We start from the raw sequence: 20145 nt of genomic DNA on the forward strand, positions 1-20145 counted from the left end.
CACGACTCGACCTGCTCGACCGTCAGCTCATCAGCACACAGTCACAACAACGACGAACAGCGCCACCCGTCACCCCAGATGCGGTTGCAGTACTAGGTGTTCTGTCCCGGGAGGTTGTGGACGGTGATGCAGGTCTCGGCTGAGGGATCTTGAACGGGTGAGGGCCTTCGACGAATGGGCCTACACACGCCCCTACAGCTCAGAAGCCGAACGACGCGACGCCTTCCCGCAATGGCTGCACACCTACCATCACCACCGCGGACACACCGCACTGAAAGGCACACCACCCGCCAGCCGCGTCCCCAACCTCAGGGGGGCCACTGGCTGACTCCACCGAGCAGTTCACCGAGCCACTCGCCTCGGCCACCGAGACGGGGCTGATCCCCGACCCGGATGCCGTCCGCGCCATCTGGGAAGACGCAACCGCCGCACCCGACTGGGCGGGCCCGGCACTGTGGCTCCACGGCGACCTGCATTCGGCCAACATCCTCACCGCGGACGGCTCCTTCTGCGGCGTGATCGACTTCGGCGACCTCTGCGCGGGCGATCCGGCCTGGGACCTTGCCGCCGCCTGGAGCCTGCTGCCGGACGGTGCCGCCGACCGCTTCTATGACGCCTACCAGCCGACCCCGGACGCCGTGACCCTGCGCCGCGCCCGCGGCGTTGCGGTGCAGCGTGCCCTTGTGGGCATCCACATCGGAGAGGCCGGTGTCCATGGCCGCCCCGGCGGCAAGGCAACCTGGGGCCCACCCGCTCACGCCGCACTGCGACGCCTCATCGCAACGGCCGGTGATCGAGAGGCCCGAGCAGACCGCCGGAGCAATACGGGCACCCATGGCCTTCACCGGGCAGCGGCGACCGGCGAAGGCCGGTGCATCGACATTCACGCCCGAGAGATCCTCCGGGGGCTTGCCATAGCGGCGGTAGCGGTTCACTCATTTCGATGTGGTGGTGCGAGAGCCCAGCTCCGCGGCAACATCCGCGACGGGGCGGGTACGGCAGTGCACAAGGCTCCTCGCGACAACCGACGGTTTGGATGCCTGAAACACAACAGCCACGCTGGAGCGTCATTCCACAACCGATCCTTGGCGAGTCACAACGGTTGGTTGGGCGCGCCTAAGGTGAAGCAGTGGACACCGAGGCATTGCGATCGTTCGTCCGGGCAGCCGAGTTCGGACAATTCCAGCATGCGGCCGATGAGCTGGGCGTGACACAGCAGGCAGTCTCCAAGCGGATTGCTTCGCTGGAGCGCGAGCTGGAAGTCCGTCTGTTCGCACGTACCGCCCGAGGGGTTGAGCTGACGCTCGATGGTCAGGCGTTTCTTCCTCACGCGCGGAGCATCGTCGCGGGTGTCGACCGTGCCGTCACCGCAGTGAGGCCGGGCTCCCGGGCCCTGCGGATCGACGTTCTCGGACTGCGAAGCGCGCAGGCCGTTGTTCTGCACGACTATTGGCGGTCGCATCCCGAAACCGATCTCGACGTGGTGACCCTCAGGGTCGACGACCCACGCGTGGCGGTCGCCGCCGTCGAAGCGGGCGATATCGACGCCTCGTTCCGTACCGTCACCGACCCGGCCGCACTGCCGCCCGACGTGCAGATGATCCACGCTTTCGACTCCCCGCTGGAACTTCTCGTCGGCCCGAGACATCCGCTCGCCTCCGCACGAAGACTGACGCCACCGCAGCTGCGCAAGCACCGGATCTGGGTGCCGGGTATCGCCCCCCGAAGCGAATGGGCGGACTTCTACGATCAGCTCGCCGCCGACTTCGACCTGCGCATCGACGCGGCAGGCCCGCACTTCGGGGACGAAGTGCTCCTGGACACCCTCGCGGACTCGTCGGACGTGGCCACCCTCGTCGGCGCACGCGACCGGTACATCTGGCCGACGAACCACGACCTGCGCCGCATCCCTGTCGTGAATCCGACCCTCGCATACCCGCTCTCGCTCATCCTCCCCAGAACGAATCCGCATCCGGAACTCCGTCGGATCATCGCCCACCTCGGAACCCTGCCGAGGCTTGCCGAGGCGGTCTGGCTCCCGTCCTGGGCGACGACGCCACAGCGCGTCGACAGCGAGATCGCGAATTCTCACGGGGTCCAGCCCCGACAGGGGTGACTCGACCGGCTGCCGACGGCAGCCTCCACCAACACCTTGTGAGTCCTGTCCAGTCACGGGTACAGCGAGCAAAGGGGCGTGGCATGTCCAGCGACCGTCTCATGCGCATTCACAGCGCCGAGTTCCAGGCCATGGCCGAGAGGGCGGCGGCTGTACCTCACGGGCGCGCCCATCGACGTGGCGGAGAACGTGTGGATCGGCGCCGGTGCCACGATCCTGCCCGGTGTCGGCATCGGCCGTGATGCCGTGGTCGCCGCCGGTGCGGTCGTGGCCGATGACGTTCCGCCGGCAAGCCTGGTGACCGGCACCAAGGCAACCGTGCACCGACGGTGGTGACGACCTCTCCGGGGACGCACCGCACCCAAGGTCTTCGGCCGAGCCGCCTACCGACCGGCCGACCGGCCCCGGCTCGGGTTCCGGCCGGCCTGCTCATCCCAGCAGTCGGTGGAAACGACCTCCTGGAGGCTTCACCGACTGGATGGTGTGCGGATTCAGGCTGCTTCGGCGGGATGGGCGGCGTTGGTCGGGACGACGTGCGAGAGCCCATGGGAAGCGAGCGGTTTCCGGAACGGCTTCCAGATCGCCGGGTCGGCCAGGTTCGTGAACAGCCCCTGGCAGGTGTTCGTTTCCCCGGTCACCAGTCCGTACACGACAGCCTTGTCGGAGCCGGATGCGTTCGGATCGAACAGCGGCCCGCCGCTGTCGCCGGGCGCGACCCGCGTTGCCGCCGTGCCCGCGCAGATGAACTGCTTGTCCCAAATGCCTCCTTCGGTGTCGAACTCGGTGACGGGAAGCCTCGCTTCGCGCAGGCGTGACGGCTTTTCCGGATCGGCGAGGTCGGTACGCCCCCAGCCGGCGGCGTGCACGAGGCGACCCGGCTGCAGCTTCGTTCGCAAGGGGGCAAGGGCCGCACTCGCCTGGTCGGCGGGCTTGTCGAGCACGATGAGGCCCAGGTCCGTGTTGGTCAGTGTCGAGAATTCGGGGTGGCTGTAGACGGAGAAGTGAGCATCGGTCACCACCGTTCCCCCGGGCGTACTCGAATCGGCCCGCCCCATGACGAGCCGGATCTTGACCTTGCCCTGCACGACGACCTTCGCGCAGTGCGCCGCCGTGGCGACGACCCGGCTGTCGATGAGAGCTCCACCGCAGAAGTGCGACCACGCCCCGTCGTCATCCTGTTGTTCGATCTGCACGACGAAGGGCCGCTTGCCGTCCGCGACCGGATCTCCGCCTACGATCGCCGAGGCGGATGGCGCGGCGGTACCCACGATTCCGAACGCACAGGCGCCCGCGAGGGCAGTGACCGCCTGTCGGCTCATTGACTTGCGCAAGAAGACCCCCACTTTCGTATGCCACCGGGCACCGCCCCGGCGGGCTCGTACGGGACCGGCACCCGGCCGTCCCTTCCGGTCCCGATCCTGGGCCGGAAGCCCTTCCGACGGGTCTCGACACCGTGTCAGACACATCAGGGCATTCACTCAGCTGTGTAACAGCCATGGGCCGCCGGCTCCGGGGCAGGCCCGATGGCGGCGTGTCCCGGCACGCGCACGGGGTCGACAGGCCAGACCGGAATTGTCGTGATCCACACTTGTGACGACTTCCAAGCAGCTCCTGGTCCGGACCGCCGCCCGCAACAAGGCCGAGTGGTGCGCGGCGATGAGCCGGTCGCACGGCGTGGTGGGCGAGTTCGGAGCACAGGCATGGGCGTCCTGTACGACGGGTGACCGCGGTCCCGTACGCCGGGAGGAGCGACGGGGCCCGGAAAGAAACATCAGGGTGCCCGGCGTACGGCGGCGCGCACGCCGGGCACCTCGTTCAGGCTCGTGACCTACGTGCGGGACCCCTGCTCGTCCCACAGCCACTTCATGTCGCCGTCGAAGTGCGGACTGTCGTTGTTGTTGCTGGTGCCGTTGTGGATGTAGCTGGTCACCCCGTTGATGTTCCCCAGGCCGGTCACGGGGTCGTACTTCCGCAGCCAGGGGCCCCCGCTGCCCCCTTCGTTGAATCCGGCCGCCTCCATCATGATCACGGCTGAGTCGACGGTGGAGGTCGTCGTGCGGCCGGCGAACTGGTCCTGGGTGTAACCGGCGCCGTGGTTCAGCGGGTAGCCCACCATGAGGAGGTCCTCGTAGAACGTGTAGTTCCAGGACAGGCCGTTGCCGCCGACCGCGTCGACCACTCGCTGGCCCTGCTGGTTGAGGTTCACGGTGACCAGCGCGAAGTCGTAGGGGCGACCGCCGCCGTCGAGCCAGTAGTCGAAGGCGCGGAAGTACTTGGCGGTGAACTTGCCGTAGGGGGCCTCCTGGCCGCCGGTGTTGTAGGCGGGCATGAAGACCCAGTTCTTCATCCACACCCGGTCCGACGGGTCGCCGCCGTGGCCGCTGCCCCCGATGGCGACGCAGTGGCCCGCGGTCGCCACCATCATCTTCGACGGGCTGTTGATGGAGGCGCCCGAGCACTGGTACGTCTTCTTGGGGTCGAGGGGGTTGGTGTACTCGACCTTGCCCACGGTACGGATCAGCGGGAGGTCGGCCGCCAGCTCCTTCCCGAACTCCTTCTCGACCTCCTTCACCATGGCCTTCGGCAGGCCCTTCGCCCACCCACGCGCCGACGCGGCGGGTGCGGCGGGCGGGACGGAGCCGGGCGGGCCCGTGGGTGCCTGGGCCCGGCTGTGCGCCGACGCGGCCGGATCGGGCCTCGGCAGCCACTTGGCCTGGTCGGCGGCGGTGGCCTTCGGTAACCGGGACATGGCGTGGAATCGCTCCACCTTCCGGGCCTCGTCCGGGGTGTCCACACCGGTCGCGTGCTCGGTCGACGCGAGCCTCGTGCCCGCGCCGGTGCTCGTGCTGGTGTCCGTCCGCGCCGCGCCGTCGAGGGCCTGGGCGGAGGCCGGGACGGCCGTCAGGCCGCCGATCGCCAGGGACGCCGCCGCCAGAACTCCCAGCAGCAGCTTGCTTCTCCTACGCGAAACCGTCCGTGACCTCGTGCGTGTTGTCATGTATCCCCCCTTTGTCGGAAACGGGGGTACGATTCGTCGCCCCCGCTTCGTTGATCGTCGCCGGGCACCCGGGGCGGCGGAAGAGCGCCCGAAGAGATCACGCCGCCGTGCCCGGGGCGGCGGAAGCATGCGGGGGCGCGGGGAGCCGCCCGTGAGCAGCACGGATCACCTGTCAGGCGAAACAGCCGGATGTCTCGTACAGAGGCGGAAAATGGCACGATAAGGCCGTACGTACGGTACGGGCCGGTGTCGAACCGGATGCGGCAAACGCGTCGGGCCGGGGGATTCGGGACCGTCGTCGGCCTGGCCCGGACCACCTGGCGACCTTCCTTCGGTCGGTCGCCTTTGGGCCGCCGTCCTTGGTTGGTTGGACCGGCGGGTCCCCCAGGACCGGCTGCGCGTCCTGCTCGGCGAGGTCCGCCCCACCTATGCGCGCGACCCCTAAGTTCTTCGGAGCGGACATCGACGGGGTACCGCTGTGCGCCGACGACCTGGACTGGTTCTTCGGGCAGGACGAGCCCGTGTGCGGGACCGCCCGGAAGCCGGGTACGTACCCCGTGGCCGACCAGGGCCGTTCGGTATCGGGGGCCGTGCCGCCCGGCGACGCGGAGACCGCGGCTCAGCAGTTGAGTCCGCCCGGGCCACCGAAGAAGAGGTAACTGCCCCACGACGAACCGGAGTGGTTCGTCACTTCGAGGCCGTAGCAGTTCTCGGAGGTGGGCTCAGGCGCCAGGTCGGCCGACTCCGCTCCCGTGGGCAGGGCGGTGATGACGTCGTGCTGGTAGGCGGCGTGGCCGTAGCCCGCGGGCGGCTTCTCCCCCGAGCCCATCGAGGGGAACGCCGTCCCGACCCCGCCCACCTCGCCGCCGAAACCGGCACTGGCCGCCTTGTTCGCCAGCATGCCGGAGCCGAACAGAGTGGCCGGGTAGTAGCCGATCCAGTCGCCGCCGATGCTGAACCACCACGCGCCGCCGGTCAGGAAGAAGCCCATGCGGTACTGCACGGGCGCACCGGGCTGGGAAGCCATGAGCGCCGTACCGAGGACGTGCGAGGCGCCCGTTCGGTACACCCACGTTCCGGGATGCCAGTCGTTGTAGCAGACGGAGGTGTAGCTGTCCGGTGTGTAGAACACGAACAGCCGCGGTTTGTTGTCGAAGGGCGGCCCCAGCCGGTAGCCGCACTCCACGGACTGGAAGGGGCTTGAGCTGGCGCCCGACGTGTACCACTGCTGCGATGCCGAGGACTCGACGCCGAACACCAGCGGAGCCCACACGTTGATCCCGCTGGAGCCGCCCTGGTTGTCGCGTCTGTCATACGCGTTGCCCCAGATCTTCCCGAACGGGTGTGCCGCACCCTCCTCGTCGCGCCGTACTTGCAGGCCGCCGCGCAGGAAGTCGTCCAGTGTGGGGAACCTGACGAGCCGTTCAAGGGTGAGCCGCAGTACGGGGACGGTGCCCTCCGGGCACAGCATCTGATTGCCGTAGCGGTCCCGACGGCCGGGCCTCAACTGCGGTGGCGGCGACTGCGGCGGTTCGGTGACGAAAGCCGGGGGATCCGCGTACTTCTGGGGTTCGGGTGGCGCATCGGGCGTCGGCAGCGGCTTGCCCCCGGTTCTGGCCAAGCCCGGCTGCCGCTCGGCCGGTACGCAGTCGACGATGTCGCCGTCGGATTCCGCGAAGGAGTGCACCGCGTCCAGTCCGGCGTTCCGCTCGATCAGATAGCGGCGCGCTTCTTCGAATGCCTCGGCGTCCCGCATCGCGGTGTCAGGACGGGATCGGTACGTTTCGAATTCGGCGGTGTACAGCGAATCGACGAAGTCGGAGAAAACGGGGAGAGCTGTACGAACAGTCATGGTGGCACGTCCTGTTCGGCGTATCGGCCCGCGCCTCGTGCGGTGCCCATTCCTGCGCCCCGCGCCTGCCGGTTCACCCGTTCGCTGGGCGCACAGTGCCTGTGCGCCCAGCGTACTGCGCGGCCCGATGCCGGGCATCTCGGCGGACCGCCGGGAGGGCCGGGGTGCGTGACACTCGCCGTGTCACCCCGACGTTCGGGGGAACCGCCCTACTGTGCTTCGCGACGAGGCCACCGTTCGTCATCGTCTGATCCCAGCACGTGGCGGACGTCCCGGCGTGTGGCGGACGCCGTCCCGCATCGCGAGCGGACCGATTTGAGGCGTGTCGCTACGTGTATGAGGATGGAACCAGACAGACCCATTCGGAACGGAATCGCCCGACACGTCCGAATAGTTGTCCGGTCACGGGCCCCTGCGGCCGGCACGAAGACCGTTCTCTTCCTTCCCTGTGAGCCGGGCCCGTCCGTCGGCCGATCCCGTGGCCGGGTGACGAGCGCCCGAAAAGCGCAGGGCCGAACCGGGCCCTCAGCCCCGGGAGGCGGAAATGACGAGCGAAACGGTGCAATTGACCTGCCCGACCTGTGGAGAGGTCACGACGCATGTGCTGGAAACGGATGGTGAGGTGCCATCGGCCGGCCTGCGCATGCACATGAATCTGTCCGGTATGAGGCGGCCCAGTGTGGGCTACAAGAACAGTCCACATCGTTCCGGGGGGAGTCCGATGGTCCCCCAGGGCATTGTCGTCCACTACACCGCCGGCAGTTACGACGGAGCCGTCAGCTGGTTCCAGGACCCGGTGTCCCGGGTCTCGGCGCACTTCGTCGTCGCCAGGGACGGGCGCCGGGTCCAGATGGTTCCGCTGCCCGACCCCGACACCGCCGGCCCACGGGACGGCAATTACCAGGCCTGGCACTGCAAGGCCGGGAACGGCGTCTACTTCGGCATCGAGCATGAGTACGGCTACCCCGGCGCCACCGGTCCGGCCGACTGGACCGAGGAGATGCTGGACTCCTCGGCGGAGCTGTCCGCGTATCTGTGCAACGTCTACGACATTCCGATCGAGGTGCCGCTCGCCCCGGGCACCCGCGGCTGGTTCAAGGGGCTCGGCGGTCACTACAACGTGCCGGGGAACAACCACACCGACCCGGGCCCGTACTTCCCGTGGGACCACTACATCAATCGCGTGCGGGACCATTCCCGCCGCCTGCTGGAGGCCCCGCCCTCATTCGCCTTCGCTCCGTCCGGAACACAGGCGACGGGAGCGTCGGCACCCGCGTCGCCTGCGTACCAGACGCTGTAGCGACCGCGTCGGCACGAGGTGACGCCCATGCGAAACGCCACCGTGACGGCACTCGCCGCCTGCTCCCCCGCACCGGGCCGACTCGACGTCTTCGTCGGCGACGACGACGGCGGCGTGTGGCACAAGACCTTCGACGGAGAGTGGGGCGCGTGGCACTCGCTCGGCCGCCCCTGGACGTTCCCCGGTACGCCGACGGGCTCCGGCTGGCTGACCGCGACGCGGTCCGGACCGGGCCGGATCGAGCTCCTCGCCCTCGGCGGCGGGCGCGAGGTGCGGCACAGGAGCCTCGCGGAGGACGGCTGGACGCCGTGGACATCGCGCGGCCCGCTGACGTCGAACTCCGCGGCGTCCGGGTACGCGGTGGCGGCGGCCGGACCCGACGACCTGCACGTGCTCTTCCACGACGGTGACCGGGAGATCACGCACTGGCGGCTGAACGGCGCAAGGACCGTGCTCCGCGCCGGTCCGTACGCCTCCGGCCCGCTCCAGGCCGTCTGCGTCGCGCCCGGTCGGTTCGACCTGCTCGTGGCGGACGCGCAGCGGCGAATCATCATGCGGCGGCGTTTCTCCGACGGCTGGTCGGCCGACTGGGACGAGTTCGCCCTCTTCCCCGAGGACGGGCCGGTGCCGCTCCGCTTCGCCGGGACCGACCACGGCCTCTTCGCGGCCGGCGCCACGGGGCTGTGGCACAGCACGTGGACGGAGCCGTCGGACTGGGAGGACCTGGGCGGGGACCTGTCGACCGGCGCCGACGGTGCCACGCACCTGGCCGCGGTCTCCGAAGAGGCCGGGCGGACCGACGTGTTCGCCGTGTGGGCCGGCACTGCGCTGGTGCACCGTCGGTTCGACCGCGCCTGGTCGGCGTGGGAGCTGATCGACATCTGGGCCGACCCGCAGGGCTACCACGCGCTGCGCCCCCAGGACCTCGTCGCGCTGACCGTCCGGGGCACCGGGCTGCGGGAACGGGCCCGCTCCGACGGTGTGGTGGAGGTCTCCGCCGAACACGCGGGCGCCCGGCTGATCGTGGAGCTCCCGCCGCAGCACATCACCGAGACGGTGGCGGACTCCGGATCGGACAGCCAGGCACGCATCGCGGGGCCGTCATGTCTCGCGTTCGCCCTCGGGCAGGAGGTCGTGCCGCTCACCGTCGACGGCGTACTGAGCGCGATGGCGCGCCTGCCCCTGGACACCGCGCCGGAGACCGCAGGGCAGGAAGGCACCCGGCTCGAACTGCCCTGGCGTCTGCTGCTCGGGCTGCCGAACGGCGCCCGATGCGCACACCACGCCCTGCCCGTCGTCGGCGAGGACGGCACCACCGAACTGTGGCACAGCCGCGTACGGGTCCCCGACAGCGCCGAGCCCCTGCAGGTGAAGCCCGTCAAGGCCCTCGCGGACGAGCCGGGCCTGGCGACCCCGCTGGGACACCACGTGGCGACGATCGCCGCGCTCGGGGTCCAGTACCCGGATCAGTACGTGGCGGTCGACCGGCTGATCCTGAGCGCCTACGGCGCCTGGTTCTCCGCCTCGGCCTCGTGGCCGACGCTGGACTGGGCCCACCAGTCCGCCATGGGACGGGACTACTACGTCCGGGTTCTCACCCGCGGTGCTCTCTTCCCCTTCGGGCACCGCGCCGCGTACGTCGAGATGACGGAGCGACGGTTCGAGTCGTCGCCGTCCGTCGTGGCGGCGCTGCGCAAGAAGCGCGCCCTGATCGTGACCGAGCCGACGCGCCGCTATGGCATCGGCCGGGGCGGCCCGCACGAGCGGGCGTTCCCGTTCCAGGAGATCTCCGTCGAGCCACGGCAGCTGACGGAACTGGACGAGCCGACATGGCTGCCCAGCAAGGCGTTCTGGCCCACCCGGTCCGGGGCGACCGTCGAGTTCACCGTACGGGCGCGGGCGGACCGGGAGGTCGTCGACTTCCAGCTGCCGATGCTGTTCGTGTCGGACACGGCGACCGGCACGTCCAACGCCTCGGCCCTCGACGCGGAGTACGCGCGCGGGCCGCGGTCGGGAATCCAACGCGACACCGGGCGCCCCACGCGGGACGTCGGACGCAGGATCGCCCTCGCCATGGAGTCGGCGACCCGCCCCCTCGAGGGCGCGGTGCAGGAGGTGCGGTCGATGTCCTTCGGCGGCGTCGGCACGGCCCTGGCAGCGAACGGGGTCGGCTTCCACCCCCGGGTGACCCGGATGGAGGTGGCCCTGCCGGCGGTACGCCAGTTGCTCGGGTCCACGCCGACGGTGCCGGCCGAGTTCTCGAAGGCCTTTCTGCAGACCGCCGCGGGTGACCGGCCGCCCGACGTGATGCTCGCCCTGCTGCAGCCGAAGGTGCTCGACTTCGCCGCGGCGGGCGCGCGCACGGGGATGGTGGCGGCCCCGAACATGGCCGTCACCGAGATCGCGCGCATGGCCGGTCCGATCGCCGGCGGCCCCTTCCCGCCCCGGCCGAAGGACCTGTTCACGGAGGACTCCAAGCTCTTCGGGGTGGTCCCGCTCCGCCGCATCGTCTCCGTCATCACCTCGCGCCCGGAGATCACGTGGTCCGACGTGGTCGGCGCGCCGTCCGCGAAGCTGACGTGGCGGGAGAAACTGTCGACGGCCGTGGAGCCGTTCCATCCGAAGACCCCCACGTCCTCGGTGTTCCTGGAAGTGGTCTCGAAACTCGTCGGCAACCGGCCCGATCTGCGGACGACGGGCGAGGTCACGGACTTCACCCTGGAGATCCCCGAACGCGACGCCGCCCTGGTCGTCCTCACCTTCGACAAGGTGCGTTTCACCGCCAACTCCGGCGAGCGTCCCACACTCACCTTCGACCTGGCGGACGCCCGGCTCGCGGGGAAGCTGAACTTCGTCAGGACGCTGGCGGAGAAGATCCCGCAGGCCGGGCGCGGTGGGCCGCGCATCGAGATATCGGCGGTACGGATCAGGGCGACGTACGCGATCGCCGTACCCACGCTCGGCATGGGGGTCTTCACCCTCCAGAACCTCGCCATCGACATCGGCCTCACCCTGTCACTGGAGAACCGGCCCATCGAGATCGACTTCTCCTTCGCCACGCGGGAACGGCCGTTCCTGGTGACGGTCTGCGGGTTCGGCGGCGGCGGATACCTGGAGCTCGGCGTGAGCGCCGGGGAACCCGAGGGAGGGCTGCAACGCTTCGTCGGCGGCATAGAGTTCGGTGCCAGTGTCGCCATGAACTTCGGCGTCGCGGCCGGCGAGGTACACGTCTTCGGCGGTGTCGTCTTCGTCAAGAAGGGCGGCGACATCGAGATCACCGGCTACCTGCGGATCGGTGGCAGCGTGTCGGTGCTGGGGCTGATCAGGGTGTCGGTGGAGCTGATGCTCAGCCTCACCTACAGCGTGGAGCTCAACGAGCTGCACGGCTCCGCCCGGCTCGTCATCAGCGTGGACCTCACCTTCTGGTCCACCTCCGTGACGCTCGAATGCCACAAGAGTTTCAAGGGCCCCAGCCTCGCGCCCGCTCCGGAGCGGGCCCTGTCGGACGCGTCCGCGGCGCCGCAGGCCTCGTCCGTCGAGGCCGCGCTGGGCCCCCGGGGCGAGTCGTTCCCGTGGCAGACGTACTGCCAGGCCTTCGCGTGAGGAGTGACCCATGCCGGTGACCGATGCGCAGCGACAGTTCGTCTGGACCCCGATCCCGGCCGGGCGGGTCGGGCCGGTGTCCGGTCACTCCGCTCCGATGGCGCTGCTGTCCGTGCTGCTGACACCCCGACTGCTCGGGCCGGACGGGAACAGGAAGCTGTCGGACTTCGGGATGCAGACCTGGCCGCAGCGGCTGTCCGCGGTGCGGTTCGACGTCTTCCGCGGCACACAGATCGTCACCTCCTACGGGGTCCCCCATGTCACGCCCGAGCAGAAGGAGGTCACGTTCTCGACGACGCAGCAATTGTCCGCGTGGCAGGCGCTGTTCACGGGCGAAACGCCGGTACGCCCGTACGGGCCGACCTCCTACGCAGGACGCGACGTCCGCGAGTTCCCCGCCTCCGAGGCCGCCACGGAGGTGCGCGACGCGTACACGGCCACGGCCGGCACGCACCTGGAGTACGACGGCAGGGTCCCGGAGGCCGACCCCGAGCTGCGGGAGGCGCTGGGCCGGGTCGCGGCGATGTGGCAGACGGCTCTCGGCCCGCTGGACGGCGCGACGGCGGACCCGTCCGCACACCGGTCGGCGATCGCCGAGGCGTACGCCTTCTACCGCCGTGACGAGGCCTCCTTCACGGTGCCGACACCCACGAAGGAGACCGCGCACGACTTCCACGACATCGTCGCCCGGCTCGCCGACCACCCGATGCTGCTGCGCGCGCTCGGGCTGCTGATCGACCTGGCGGTCCCGGCCGCCCAGCTGGCCGAGGGAGACGTCAAGGAACTGCGGGTCGTCCCGCGATGGCCGGACCCCGACAGCTCCCCGCCGACCGGCTGGACCGGTGCCGCGCAGGACGACCTGTCGCCGAGGACCGCCTACGTCCTGGACGGGAACCGCTTCGTTGCCGCCTCGCTGACGCGACCGGGGGCCACCGAGTACAAGCGGGGCATGCTGCCCCTGGCCGGTGCCGGTGTGGCGCCGTCCGCCAATCCGCGGTACGAGGTGATGCCCTTCGACGTGGACGGGGCCGCCCTGCGGATGGTCGGCGCCGCCCAGTCGGACCGCGCCCGGGCGCCGTCGGAGGACTCGACCGACGTCGGCGCGCTGCCCGCCCTGCACTCGATGGGCTTCGCCCTCGTGGAGCGGGACCGTGAGGCGGAGCATCGCAAGCAGCTGCAGCGGGCGCAGCAACGGGCCACGGCCGACGGCCTCACCACCCTGCCGCTGACAGCGGATTCGTTGCTGGGCGGCTATCGGATGGACATCTACGACGTGACGGCCGAGCAGTGGTACTCGCTGTGCCGCAGGCGGGTGCGTTACACGATCGGCGGGGTGCCGATCGGTCAGGAGTCGTCGGGTGGCGGCCGCCGTGGCCTGCTGGAGGAGGGGTACGTGCGTCCCGATTCCGCGGTCACCGGGGCCGGAGCGCAGGACGCGCTGTACATCCACCAGGCCGTGGCGAGATGGGACGGCTGGAGTCAGGTGACGGAACGGCCGGAGCGGGTCGTCGACACGGGCGACGCGATGGCCGCGCCGACCGACCCTCCGCCCTTCGAGGCGGTCGTCGAGTGCGACCCGGGGTCGTTGCCGCGGCTGCGGTTCGGCCGTGACTACCGGCTACGGGTCCGGCTCGCCGACCTCGCCGGCGGCGGACCACGCTCCGAGGAGGCCGGGCCCGAGGAGGAGCAGTCGGAGCTCTTCACGCACCACCGCTTCGAGCCACTGCTGCCACCGGAGCTGGTGCCGACCCGTGTGCTGGCCGACGGCGAGACCCTGAACCGGATGGTGATCCGCAGCGACCGCGGCGTGTCGGTAGGCGATTACGCGGCCGCGCACGGGCATCGCGCCTTCGATCTGCGCCACCTGCTGGCCCCCAAGTGCTCGCTGGAACTGGCCATCCAGCACGACCGTACGTTCGACGCCGCTCTCGGCCCCGACATGCCGGTCGCGAAGGTGAAGGAGTTCTTCGAGGTCGCCAAACGGGCCGACCGCGAGGTGTCCCAAATCCCTGGGGCAGAAGTCGTGGGAGCCGAAGCCGCTTCCGGTATCGCGGCTCCGTACGTCTTCCTCCCCGAGACGGGCGTCGTCCTGCCGTGGCTGCCCGACCCGGCCGGCTCGCACATCGCCCTGAACCCCCGGCCCCGGCCTGTCGACCCGGACACGGGGAAGGAGGGAACGATCGTCGGGGACAAGAGGACCGCGGTCTGGAAGGGCACCTGGCCGACGTACGATCCGATCGCCCTGCGTCTGGTGGACGCTCCTTCGGGCTGCACCATCACCCGGTCCCCGGACCACCGTGTCTTCACGGTCGCACTCGGGCCCGCCGAAGAGGTGACGTTCGACATCCCGTCGTGTCCGGGGGACCGAAACGTCCAGCTGTTCGGCATCGTCGCCTGGCTGGGCATCGACCCCAGCGATCCGAGCACGCCGGAGTTCCAGCACATCACCCAGGGCCACAATCGCCTCGTCACACCTCCGCGGACCGTCACCCTGGTCCATGCCGTGCAGCGGCCGCGGTCGGACCCCACGGGGTGGCTGACCGCCGACCGGAACGCCGGGGACACCAGCACCGTCCTCCTCACCGGCGATCTGAAGATCCACATCGCCAGTACCGGGCGGCTCGACCTGCGCGCCGAGTGGACCGACCACGAGGATCTTCCGCCGGCGAAGCCGGAGCCACGGAAGCGGACGGCATTCGTCGGCTCGTACGACGTCCAGCGGGCCCCGCAACACGAGGCGTTCCCCACGATCCGCCAGGAGTTCGGCGACACCCGCCGCCGGCGCGTCACGTACGACGTGACCGCGGTCTCGCGCTTCCAGGACTGCTTCGCCCGCGCCACGGCCATGGATCCCGAGGCATGCCTCGCCCACGGAGTCCTGGGCGTCACCGATGTACCGAGCTCGGCCCGTCCACCCGCGCCGAAGCTTCTGTACACCGTGCCGACGTTCCGCTGGACCCAGACGAACGACGGGCAACGGTCTCTCACCCGATGGCGCTACGGCGGCGGGCTGCGCGTCCTCCTCGAACGGCCCTGGTACGCCTCCGGGACCGACGAGGCCCTGGCCGTCCTCACCTGGCCCGGCCCCGCAGCCCCCGCCGACGTACTGAAGTACATCAGCATCGCGGGGCGCGATCCGATCTGGGACACCGGTGCCCCGCCGGCGATCCTGACCGAGGCCCATGTCGACGCCCCGCAGGGCGGCGACCGGGCAGAGCTGCCGGAACTGCAGCGCTCGGTGGACCTGATCGCGTACTCCGCCCAGTTCGACGAGCAGGCAGACCGCTGGTTCGCCGACATCGACCTGTCTCCGCTCGTCACGTCCTCCTACTTCCCGTTCGTGCGCCTGGCACTGGCCCGCTACCAGTCCCACACCGTCGCAGGAGTCCCGTCGCTGTCGCCCTCGGTCCAGACGGAGCCCGTGCAACTCCCGCCCCACCGCCGCCTTGTCGTCACACGGACGCCGGGCCACGGCACCGTGGCCGTCGACGGCCTCGGCCCCTCCGGCCCCCGGCCGAACATCGTCCGCACCGAACTGCAGGTACGGGACGCCGGCGGGCGCGGCAGCGCGGGCTGGACCACGGTCTTCCGCACCTCCGGCGCCCTGGGGCAGGTGTGCGACCTGGACCTTCCCGACACCGGCGACCTGCCCCAGCGCGTCGTCGTCCAGGAATTCGAGACGCATCCCCCTGCCACGAGCGAGGCCGGATCAGCGGTCGAGGGGACAGGACGGCTGGTCTACGCCGACATCGTTCCGCTTGGAGTGTGGTGACAATGGCTGCCCCGGTATTCCAGATGCTGCCGGCGGCGGGCCCGCTCCGGCTCGCCTCCGACGCCACCAGCGACCCGATGGCCTTCCACGTAGGCGTACAGGCGTCGGGCATGTTCCTTCGCCTCATTGCCGTGGGGCCGGACTGCGCGCCGCCCGGCGAGGCGGCCCCCACCATTGAACTGCGCACCGAGTTGGGCGAGTTCGCCGTGGTACCGCGCTCCCCGGAAGAGATATCGATCCACGACGAGACGCTGTTCGAGGTGGGCACCGCAAGCTGCAGCCGCCAACCGCGGGACGTGTTCCTGGTGAAACTGGACATCTTCAAGTCGGCCGACCGACCCTGGCACGTGCGGATCACGAACAACGCGCCGAAGGAGCTCTCCTTCGTGTGGGTGGTGTCGGATCTCGAAGAGGACACCCTTCAGCCGCGGATATCCATGGAACGGTCCCACGAACGGAGGGCTCCGTCGGGAGCGCCGATGGCGGACATCAGGGTCGACATCGGCAATGTCGGCCCCGGCCCCCTGAACCTGACCAACGCGGCGGGCACCGACATGGGGGTCGGCTTCACTCTGGACGAGGTGACGCCGACCATCCCGCCGAACGCATGCGGGCACCTCGTCATCAAGGTCGCTCCCATTACCCACCCGCCGTTCGGTGGGCCGGCGCGCCTCTCCACCGACTTCGTCCTGAAGTGCAACGCCCGCGACGAGGAGGAGAAGACGCTCCACCTCACACGCTCCGAGAAGATCGAGAAGGAGAGCAAGGACGGCAAGGAGACGAAGGACAAGGACGGCAAGGAGGGCAAGGACAAGGAGCACAAGGACACGCCGCACGAGCTCATGATGGTGCCGGGCCCCTTCCCCAGGCCGGTCGGCCCGGTCCCGGCCTGGGCGAGCACGGACTCCTCGCACGTCCACTTCATCCCGCCCGAGCTGCGTCCCGACCTGTCGACCAGCGCCCTGGCCCACGAGGACCAGGAACCCTAGACGGCGGAGGCCGGCATGTGGCTGGTGCTGTGCGACCCCGAGGACCAGGCGGCGCGCTGGGTGCGCACGGGGCTGAGGGAAAACGGTCTGGACCCGGTCGAGCTCGTCGACTCCGAGATGCTGACACGCTCGGTGCGGTCCGCGCACCGCATCGAGGAGGGCCGGGCGAGCTTCGAGACGACGCTTCCCGACGGTCGCACCCTCGCGAGCGACGACGTCGATGGCGTGGTCAACCGGCTCACGTACGCGCCCGTCGAACATCTGGTCTTCGCCTCGGCGGTCGACACCTGCTACGCCATGGCGGAGATGAGCGCGCTCGTGCTGAGCTGGCTCCAGTGCCTCGCTCCCGTCACCGTCAATCGCCCCAGCCCACTGGGCCTGTCCGGCGCCTGGCGGTCCCCCGCCGAGTGGAACGTGCTCGCGGCCGGGGCGGGGCTGCCGGTGGCACCGCTGCGGCTGTCCGGTGAGAGCCCGGCGGCGGCCTCCGGTGAGAGCCCGGCGGCGGCCGGGAAGGCGGCGGCCCGCACCGTGGTGGTGCTCGGCGAGCACGTCTTCGGCGGCGAGGCGGTCCCCGACCTCGTCCCGGCGTGCCGGCGGCTCGCGCGGGCGGCCGGTGCCGACCTCCTGGGCGTCGGCCTGGAGGTCGGCGACCGGCACGGCGCGCGTTTCGCCGGGGCGACGCTCCTGCCCGATCTGCGGATCGCGGGCCCCACTTTCGTCGCCCGCCTGCACGCGTACCTGACCCGGCTACCGGCGAGGCCGTGGTGATCGTCGTCGGCGGCATCGCGAGCGAGCGGCCGATCGCACTGGTCACCGACGCGCTGCGCGGCCAGGGTCTGCCGTACGCCGTGCTGCACCAACGCCGCTTCATGGACACTTCCCTCGACATCGAGGTCGAGGGGACCAAGGTGCTCGGCCGGCTGCGGTGCGACGGCCGGACCGTCCCGTGCTCCACCGTGACCGGCATCTACACGCGGCTGATGGACTGGCGGCTGCTGCCCGGGATGCGCGAGGCCGACCCGGAGACCCTGCGGCACTGCCAGATATGGCACGAGACCCTCGACAGCTGGATCGGGATCGCGCCGGGATGCGTGATGAACCGCTCCTCCGCGACGGCGACGAACGGGTCCAAGCCCTACCAGGCCCAGCTGATCCGCCAGGCCGGCTTCCGGGTCCCGGAGACCCTGGTCACCGACGACCCGGACCTCGCCCTGGCCTTCCGGGCCCGCCACGGCCGGGTGATCTACAAGTCGATCAGTGCGGTGCGGTCGATCGTGCACCTCCTGGACGACGAGGCCGTCGACCGGCTGCCGCTCATCAGGTCGTGCCCCGTGCAGTTCCAGCGCTACGTACCCGGCGTCGACGTCCGGGTACACATGGTGGCCGGCGAGCCGTTCGCCACCCGCATCGACAGCGACCGGGTGGACTACCGCTACGCCGGCCGGTACGGCGGCCGGGTCGAACTCACCCCGTGGGACCTGCCCGAGGACCTGGCACGGCGGTGCACGGACCTCGTCACCCGGCTCGGTCTGGCGCTCGCCGGGATCGACCTGGTCCTCGCCGACGACGGCGACGTCCACTGCTTCGAGGTCAACCCGAGTCCGGCCTTCAGCTACTACGAGGACCACACCGGTCAGCCCATCTCACAGGCGATAGCCCACGCACTCGGGCGCGGGCCGTCCACGCCCGCCCACCCACACATCCCCGAGGAGGTCTCTGATGAGCACCTATCTCAACGCGAAGAGCAACCGGATCGTCGAGTTGATGGACCGTTCCGCCGAACAGCGTGACGCCGACTGGCTGAAGGAGGCGACCCAGCAGGCGATTCTCCTGGAACTCGCCACCCTCCCCCCATATCTGTGCGGCCTGTGGTCGATCGACGACACGGGCGGCGACGAGCGTGTCCCCGACGCCCTGCGTGTCGTCGTCTTCGACGAGATGTCCCACCTGGGACTCGCCTGCAACCTGCTCACCACGATCGGCGGAACTCCCCGCCTGGCCGACGAGACGGTGGTGCCGACGTATCCGGGCCCGCTGCCCGGGGGCGTACGGCCCGGACTCACCGTCACCCTCGGCGGACTGACAAAGGCGTCGCTGGAGATGTACGCGCAGATCGAGGAACCGGACGACCCGGTCGTGAACGCGGGCGTCGCGGCGCACACGTCGATCGGAGCCTTCTACACGGCGATCCTGGACGCCTTCCGCGCCCATCCCGAGCTGATCCGAGGATTCCGACAGCTGACCAGGAACATGGAGCACCACGGTTCGGGCAACAGCGTGGTGCCCCTCACCACGCTCGGCGCCGTCGAGTCGGCGATCGGGGTCATCAAGGAGCAGGGCGAGGGCACTTCGGCATCACCCGAGAACCCCCATCCCGGGGAGCGCGGCGAACTCGCCCATTTCTACGTCTTCCGCGAGATCTACCACGGCCGCGAGCTGGTGAAGGTGTCGGACGACCCGCCGAGGTGGGCCTTCGAGGGACCGGAGATACCGATGCCCCGCACCCTGCCCATGGGCATCGTGCCGCGCGGGGGCTGGCCACGGGAGGGCCCCGCCGCGGCGGACGCCGGGACGACGGAGCTCCTTGACACCTTCAACCACTCCTACAGCGCCATGCTGCGCCTCCTGGAACAGGCTTGGCAGCAGGACGTTCCCGCCCAGGCGAAGGAGTTGCTCAACAACGCGGTGTCCCGCATGTTCACGCTTCAGGAACCCGCACAGAGTCTGATGCGCAGACCGCTTCCCGACGGAAGCGGACAGACCTACGGACCGGAGTTCCGCTACGTCGCCCCATAAGGGCTGCCCCGTCATTCGTGCCAGTCGTATGGCATTTCACCCGGTTGATGCAGCACCCGTTCCGGTCGGGTCGAGAACGCGGTGCGCGAAAGCGGTTCTCGACGAGGGGGCTCTGCGCCTACGGTGGCGCGATGTTCCCGGTGCGAGAGATGAACGAAGCCGATATCGACGCCGTCGCCGCGATACGGGTACGGGGCTGGCAGCACGCGTACGCGGGCATCGTTCCCCGCACCCGTCTGGACGCGATGACGGTGGAGGACGACGCCGAACAGCGGCGGAAGTGGTTCGCCCGCCCGCGGCGGCGGTCGACGGATCTCGTCGCGGTCGACGCCGCCGACGTACCCGTGGGGTGGATCTGCTTCGGTCCGTACCGGGGGCGGTCGTCCGCCGCGGGGCGGGAGGAGGCGAGCGGGTGGGAGGAGGAGGCCGGTGAGATCTACGCCCTCTACGTCCGACCCGATCTGATCGGCCGCGGAGCCGGCCGGGCCCTGCTCGCAGAGGCCCATGCGCTCATGGGGCTCGACGAGCGGGGTCAGGGGTTCCGGACCGTCGTCCTGTGGGTCCTCGAAGCCAACCGACGGGCCCGCCGCTTCTACGAACGATCCGGCTACCGGGCCGACGGCGGGACCCAGGACGACGTGTACGACGACGTCACTCTCACCGAACTCCGTTATCGTCACGCGCTCCGCCGGTGCGACCGGTAGGGCCCGTCGACCTGC

At 70.1% G+C, this 20145-nt stretch carries 13 protein-coding genes and 3 pseudogenes; 13 read left to right on the forward strand and 3 right to left on the reverse strand.

Annotated features, from left to right (window positions below):
* Positions 1-169: 169 nt before the first annotated feature.
* From ACFYXM_RS12055 to ACFYXM_RS12070, 4 genes and pseudogenes are all read left to right on the forward strand, one after another.
* A pseudogene (locus ACFYXM_RS12055) lies at positions 170-328 on the forward strand (IS481 family transposase); the annotation flags it as partial.
* Positions 282-788, forward strand: a pseudogene (locus ACFYXM_RS12060) (phosphotransferase); the annotation flags it as partial. The pseudogenes ACFYXM_RS12055 and ACFYXM_RS12060, both read left to right, overlap by 47 nt.
* 341 nt (positions 789-1129) lie before the next feature.
* Complete coding sequence (locus tag ACFYXM_RS12065; RefSeq protein WP_389288899.1) at positions 1130-2116, forward strand: LysR family transcriptional regulator; 987 nt, start codon at positions 1130-1132, stop codon at positions 2114-2116.
* 135 nt (positions 2117-2251) lie between these two features.
* Positions 2252-2452: pseudogene (locus tag ACFYXM_RS12070) on the forward strand (DapH/DapD/GlmU-related protein); the annotation flags it as partial.
* A gap of 155 nt (positions 2453-2607) precedes the next feature.
* Here ACFYXM_RS12070 and ACFYXM_RS12075 read toward each other — a convergent pair.
* Positions 2608-3384 (reverse strand): S1 family peptidase, encoded by a 777-nt coding sequence (locus ACFYXM_RS12075; protein WP_389288900.1) that lies wholly within the window; start codon positions 3382-3384, stop codon positions 2608-2610.
* 560 nt (positions 3385-3944) lie between these two features.
* A complete protein-coding gene (locus ACFYXM_RS12080) occupies positions 3945-5114 on the reverse strand; it encodes a trypsin-like serine peptidase (protein WP_389288901.1) in 1170 nt (389 codons plus the stop codon).
* A gap of 428 nt (positions 5115-5542) precedes the next feature.
* On the opposite strand from ACFYXM_RS12080, the gene ACFYXM_RS12085 reads away from it, so the two are divergent.
* Entirely contained in the window at positions 5543-5773 is a 231-nt protein-coding gene (locus tag ACFYXM_RS12085; protein WP_389288902.1) for a hypothetical protein, read from the forward strand.
* Here ACFYXM_RS12085 and ACFYXM_RS12090 read toward each other — a convergent pair.
* Entirely contained in the window at positions 5734-6966 is a 1233-nt protein-coding gene (locus ACFYXM_RS12090; protein ID WP_389288903.1) for a neprosin family prolyl endopeptidase, read from the reverse strand. The two genes, ACFYXM_RS12085 and ACFYXM_RS12090, sit on opposite strands and share 40 nt — an antisense overlap.
* Positions 6967-7687: 721 nt before the next feature.
* Here ACFYXM_RS12090 and ACFYXM_RS12095 point away from each other — a divergent pair.
* The 8 genes from ACFYXM_RS12095 to ACFYXM_RS12130 all read left to right on the forward strand — a co-directional run bounded on the left by ACFYXM_RS12095 (position 7688) and on the right by ACFYXM_RS12130 (position 20130).
* Positions 7688-8266, forward strand: a complete 579-nt coding sequence (locus ACFYXM_RS12095) for an N-acetylmuramoyl-L-alanine amidase (protein ID WP_389288904.1) — start codon at positions 7688-7690, stop codon at positions 8264-8266.
* 27 nt (positions 8267-8293) lie between these two features.
* Positions 8294-11869 (forward strand): hypothetical protein, encoded by a 3576-nt coding sequence (locus tag ACFYXM_RS12100; protein WP_389288905.1) that lies wholly within the window; start codon positions 8294-8296, stop codon positions 11867-11869.
* A gap of 10 nt (positions 11870-11879) precedes the next feature.
* Entirely contained in the window at positions 11880-15641 is a 3762-nt protein-coding gene (locus ACFYXM_RS12105) for a hypothetical protein (RefSeq protein WP_389288906.1), read from the forward strand.
* Positions 15642-15643: 2 nt separating this feature from the next.
* On the forward strand, positions 15644-16630 hold the full coding sequence (locus tag ACFYXM_RS12110; protein WP_389288907.1) for a hypothetical protein: 987 nt from the start codon (positions 15644-15646) through the stop codon (positions 16628-16630).
* A gap of 15 nt (positions 16631-16645) precedes the next feature.
* Positions 16646-17398 carry a hypothetical protein gene (locus ACFYXM_RS12115; protein WP_389288908.1) on the forward strand — a complete coding sequence of 251 codons (753 nt, stop codon included), beginning with the start codon at positions 16646-16648 and terminating at the stop codon, positions 17396-17398.
* A complete protein-coding gene (locus tag ACFYXM_RS12120; protein WP_389288909.1) occupies positions 17392-18420 on the forward strand; it encodes a RimK family alpha-L-glutamate ligase in 1029 nt (342 codons plus the stop codon). Before ACFYXM_RS12115 ends, ACFYXM_RS12120 begins: the two co-directional genes overlap by 7 nt.
* A complete protein-coding gene (locus ACFYXM_RS12125) occupies positions 18350-19426 on the forward strand; it encodes a ferritin-like protein (RefSeq protein ID WP_389288910.1) in 1077 nt (358 codons plus the stop codon). The genes ACFYXM_RS12120 and ACFYXM_RS12125 overlap by 71 nt, the downstream gene beginning before the upstream one ends.
* 149 nt (positions 19427-19575) lie before the next feature.
* On the forward strand, positions 19576-20130 hold the full coding sequence (locus tag ACFYXM_RS12130) for a GNAT family N-acetyltransferase (protein ID WP_389288911.1): 555 nt from the start codon (positions 19576-19578) through the stop codon (positions 20128-20130).
* Positions 20131-20145: the final 15 nt, after the last annotated feature.

Source organism: Streptomyces sp. NPDC002476 (assembly GCF_042889785.1).
GTDB lineage: Bacteria > Actinomycetota > Actinomycetes > Streptomycetales > Streptomycetaceae > Streptomyces.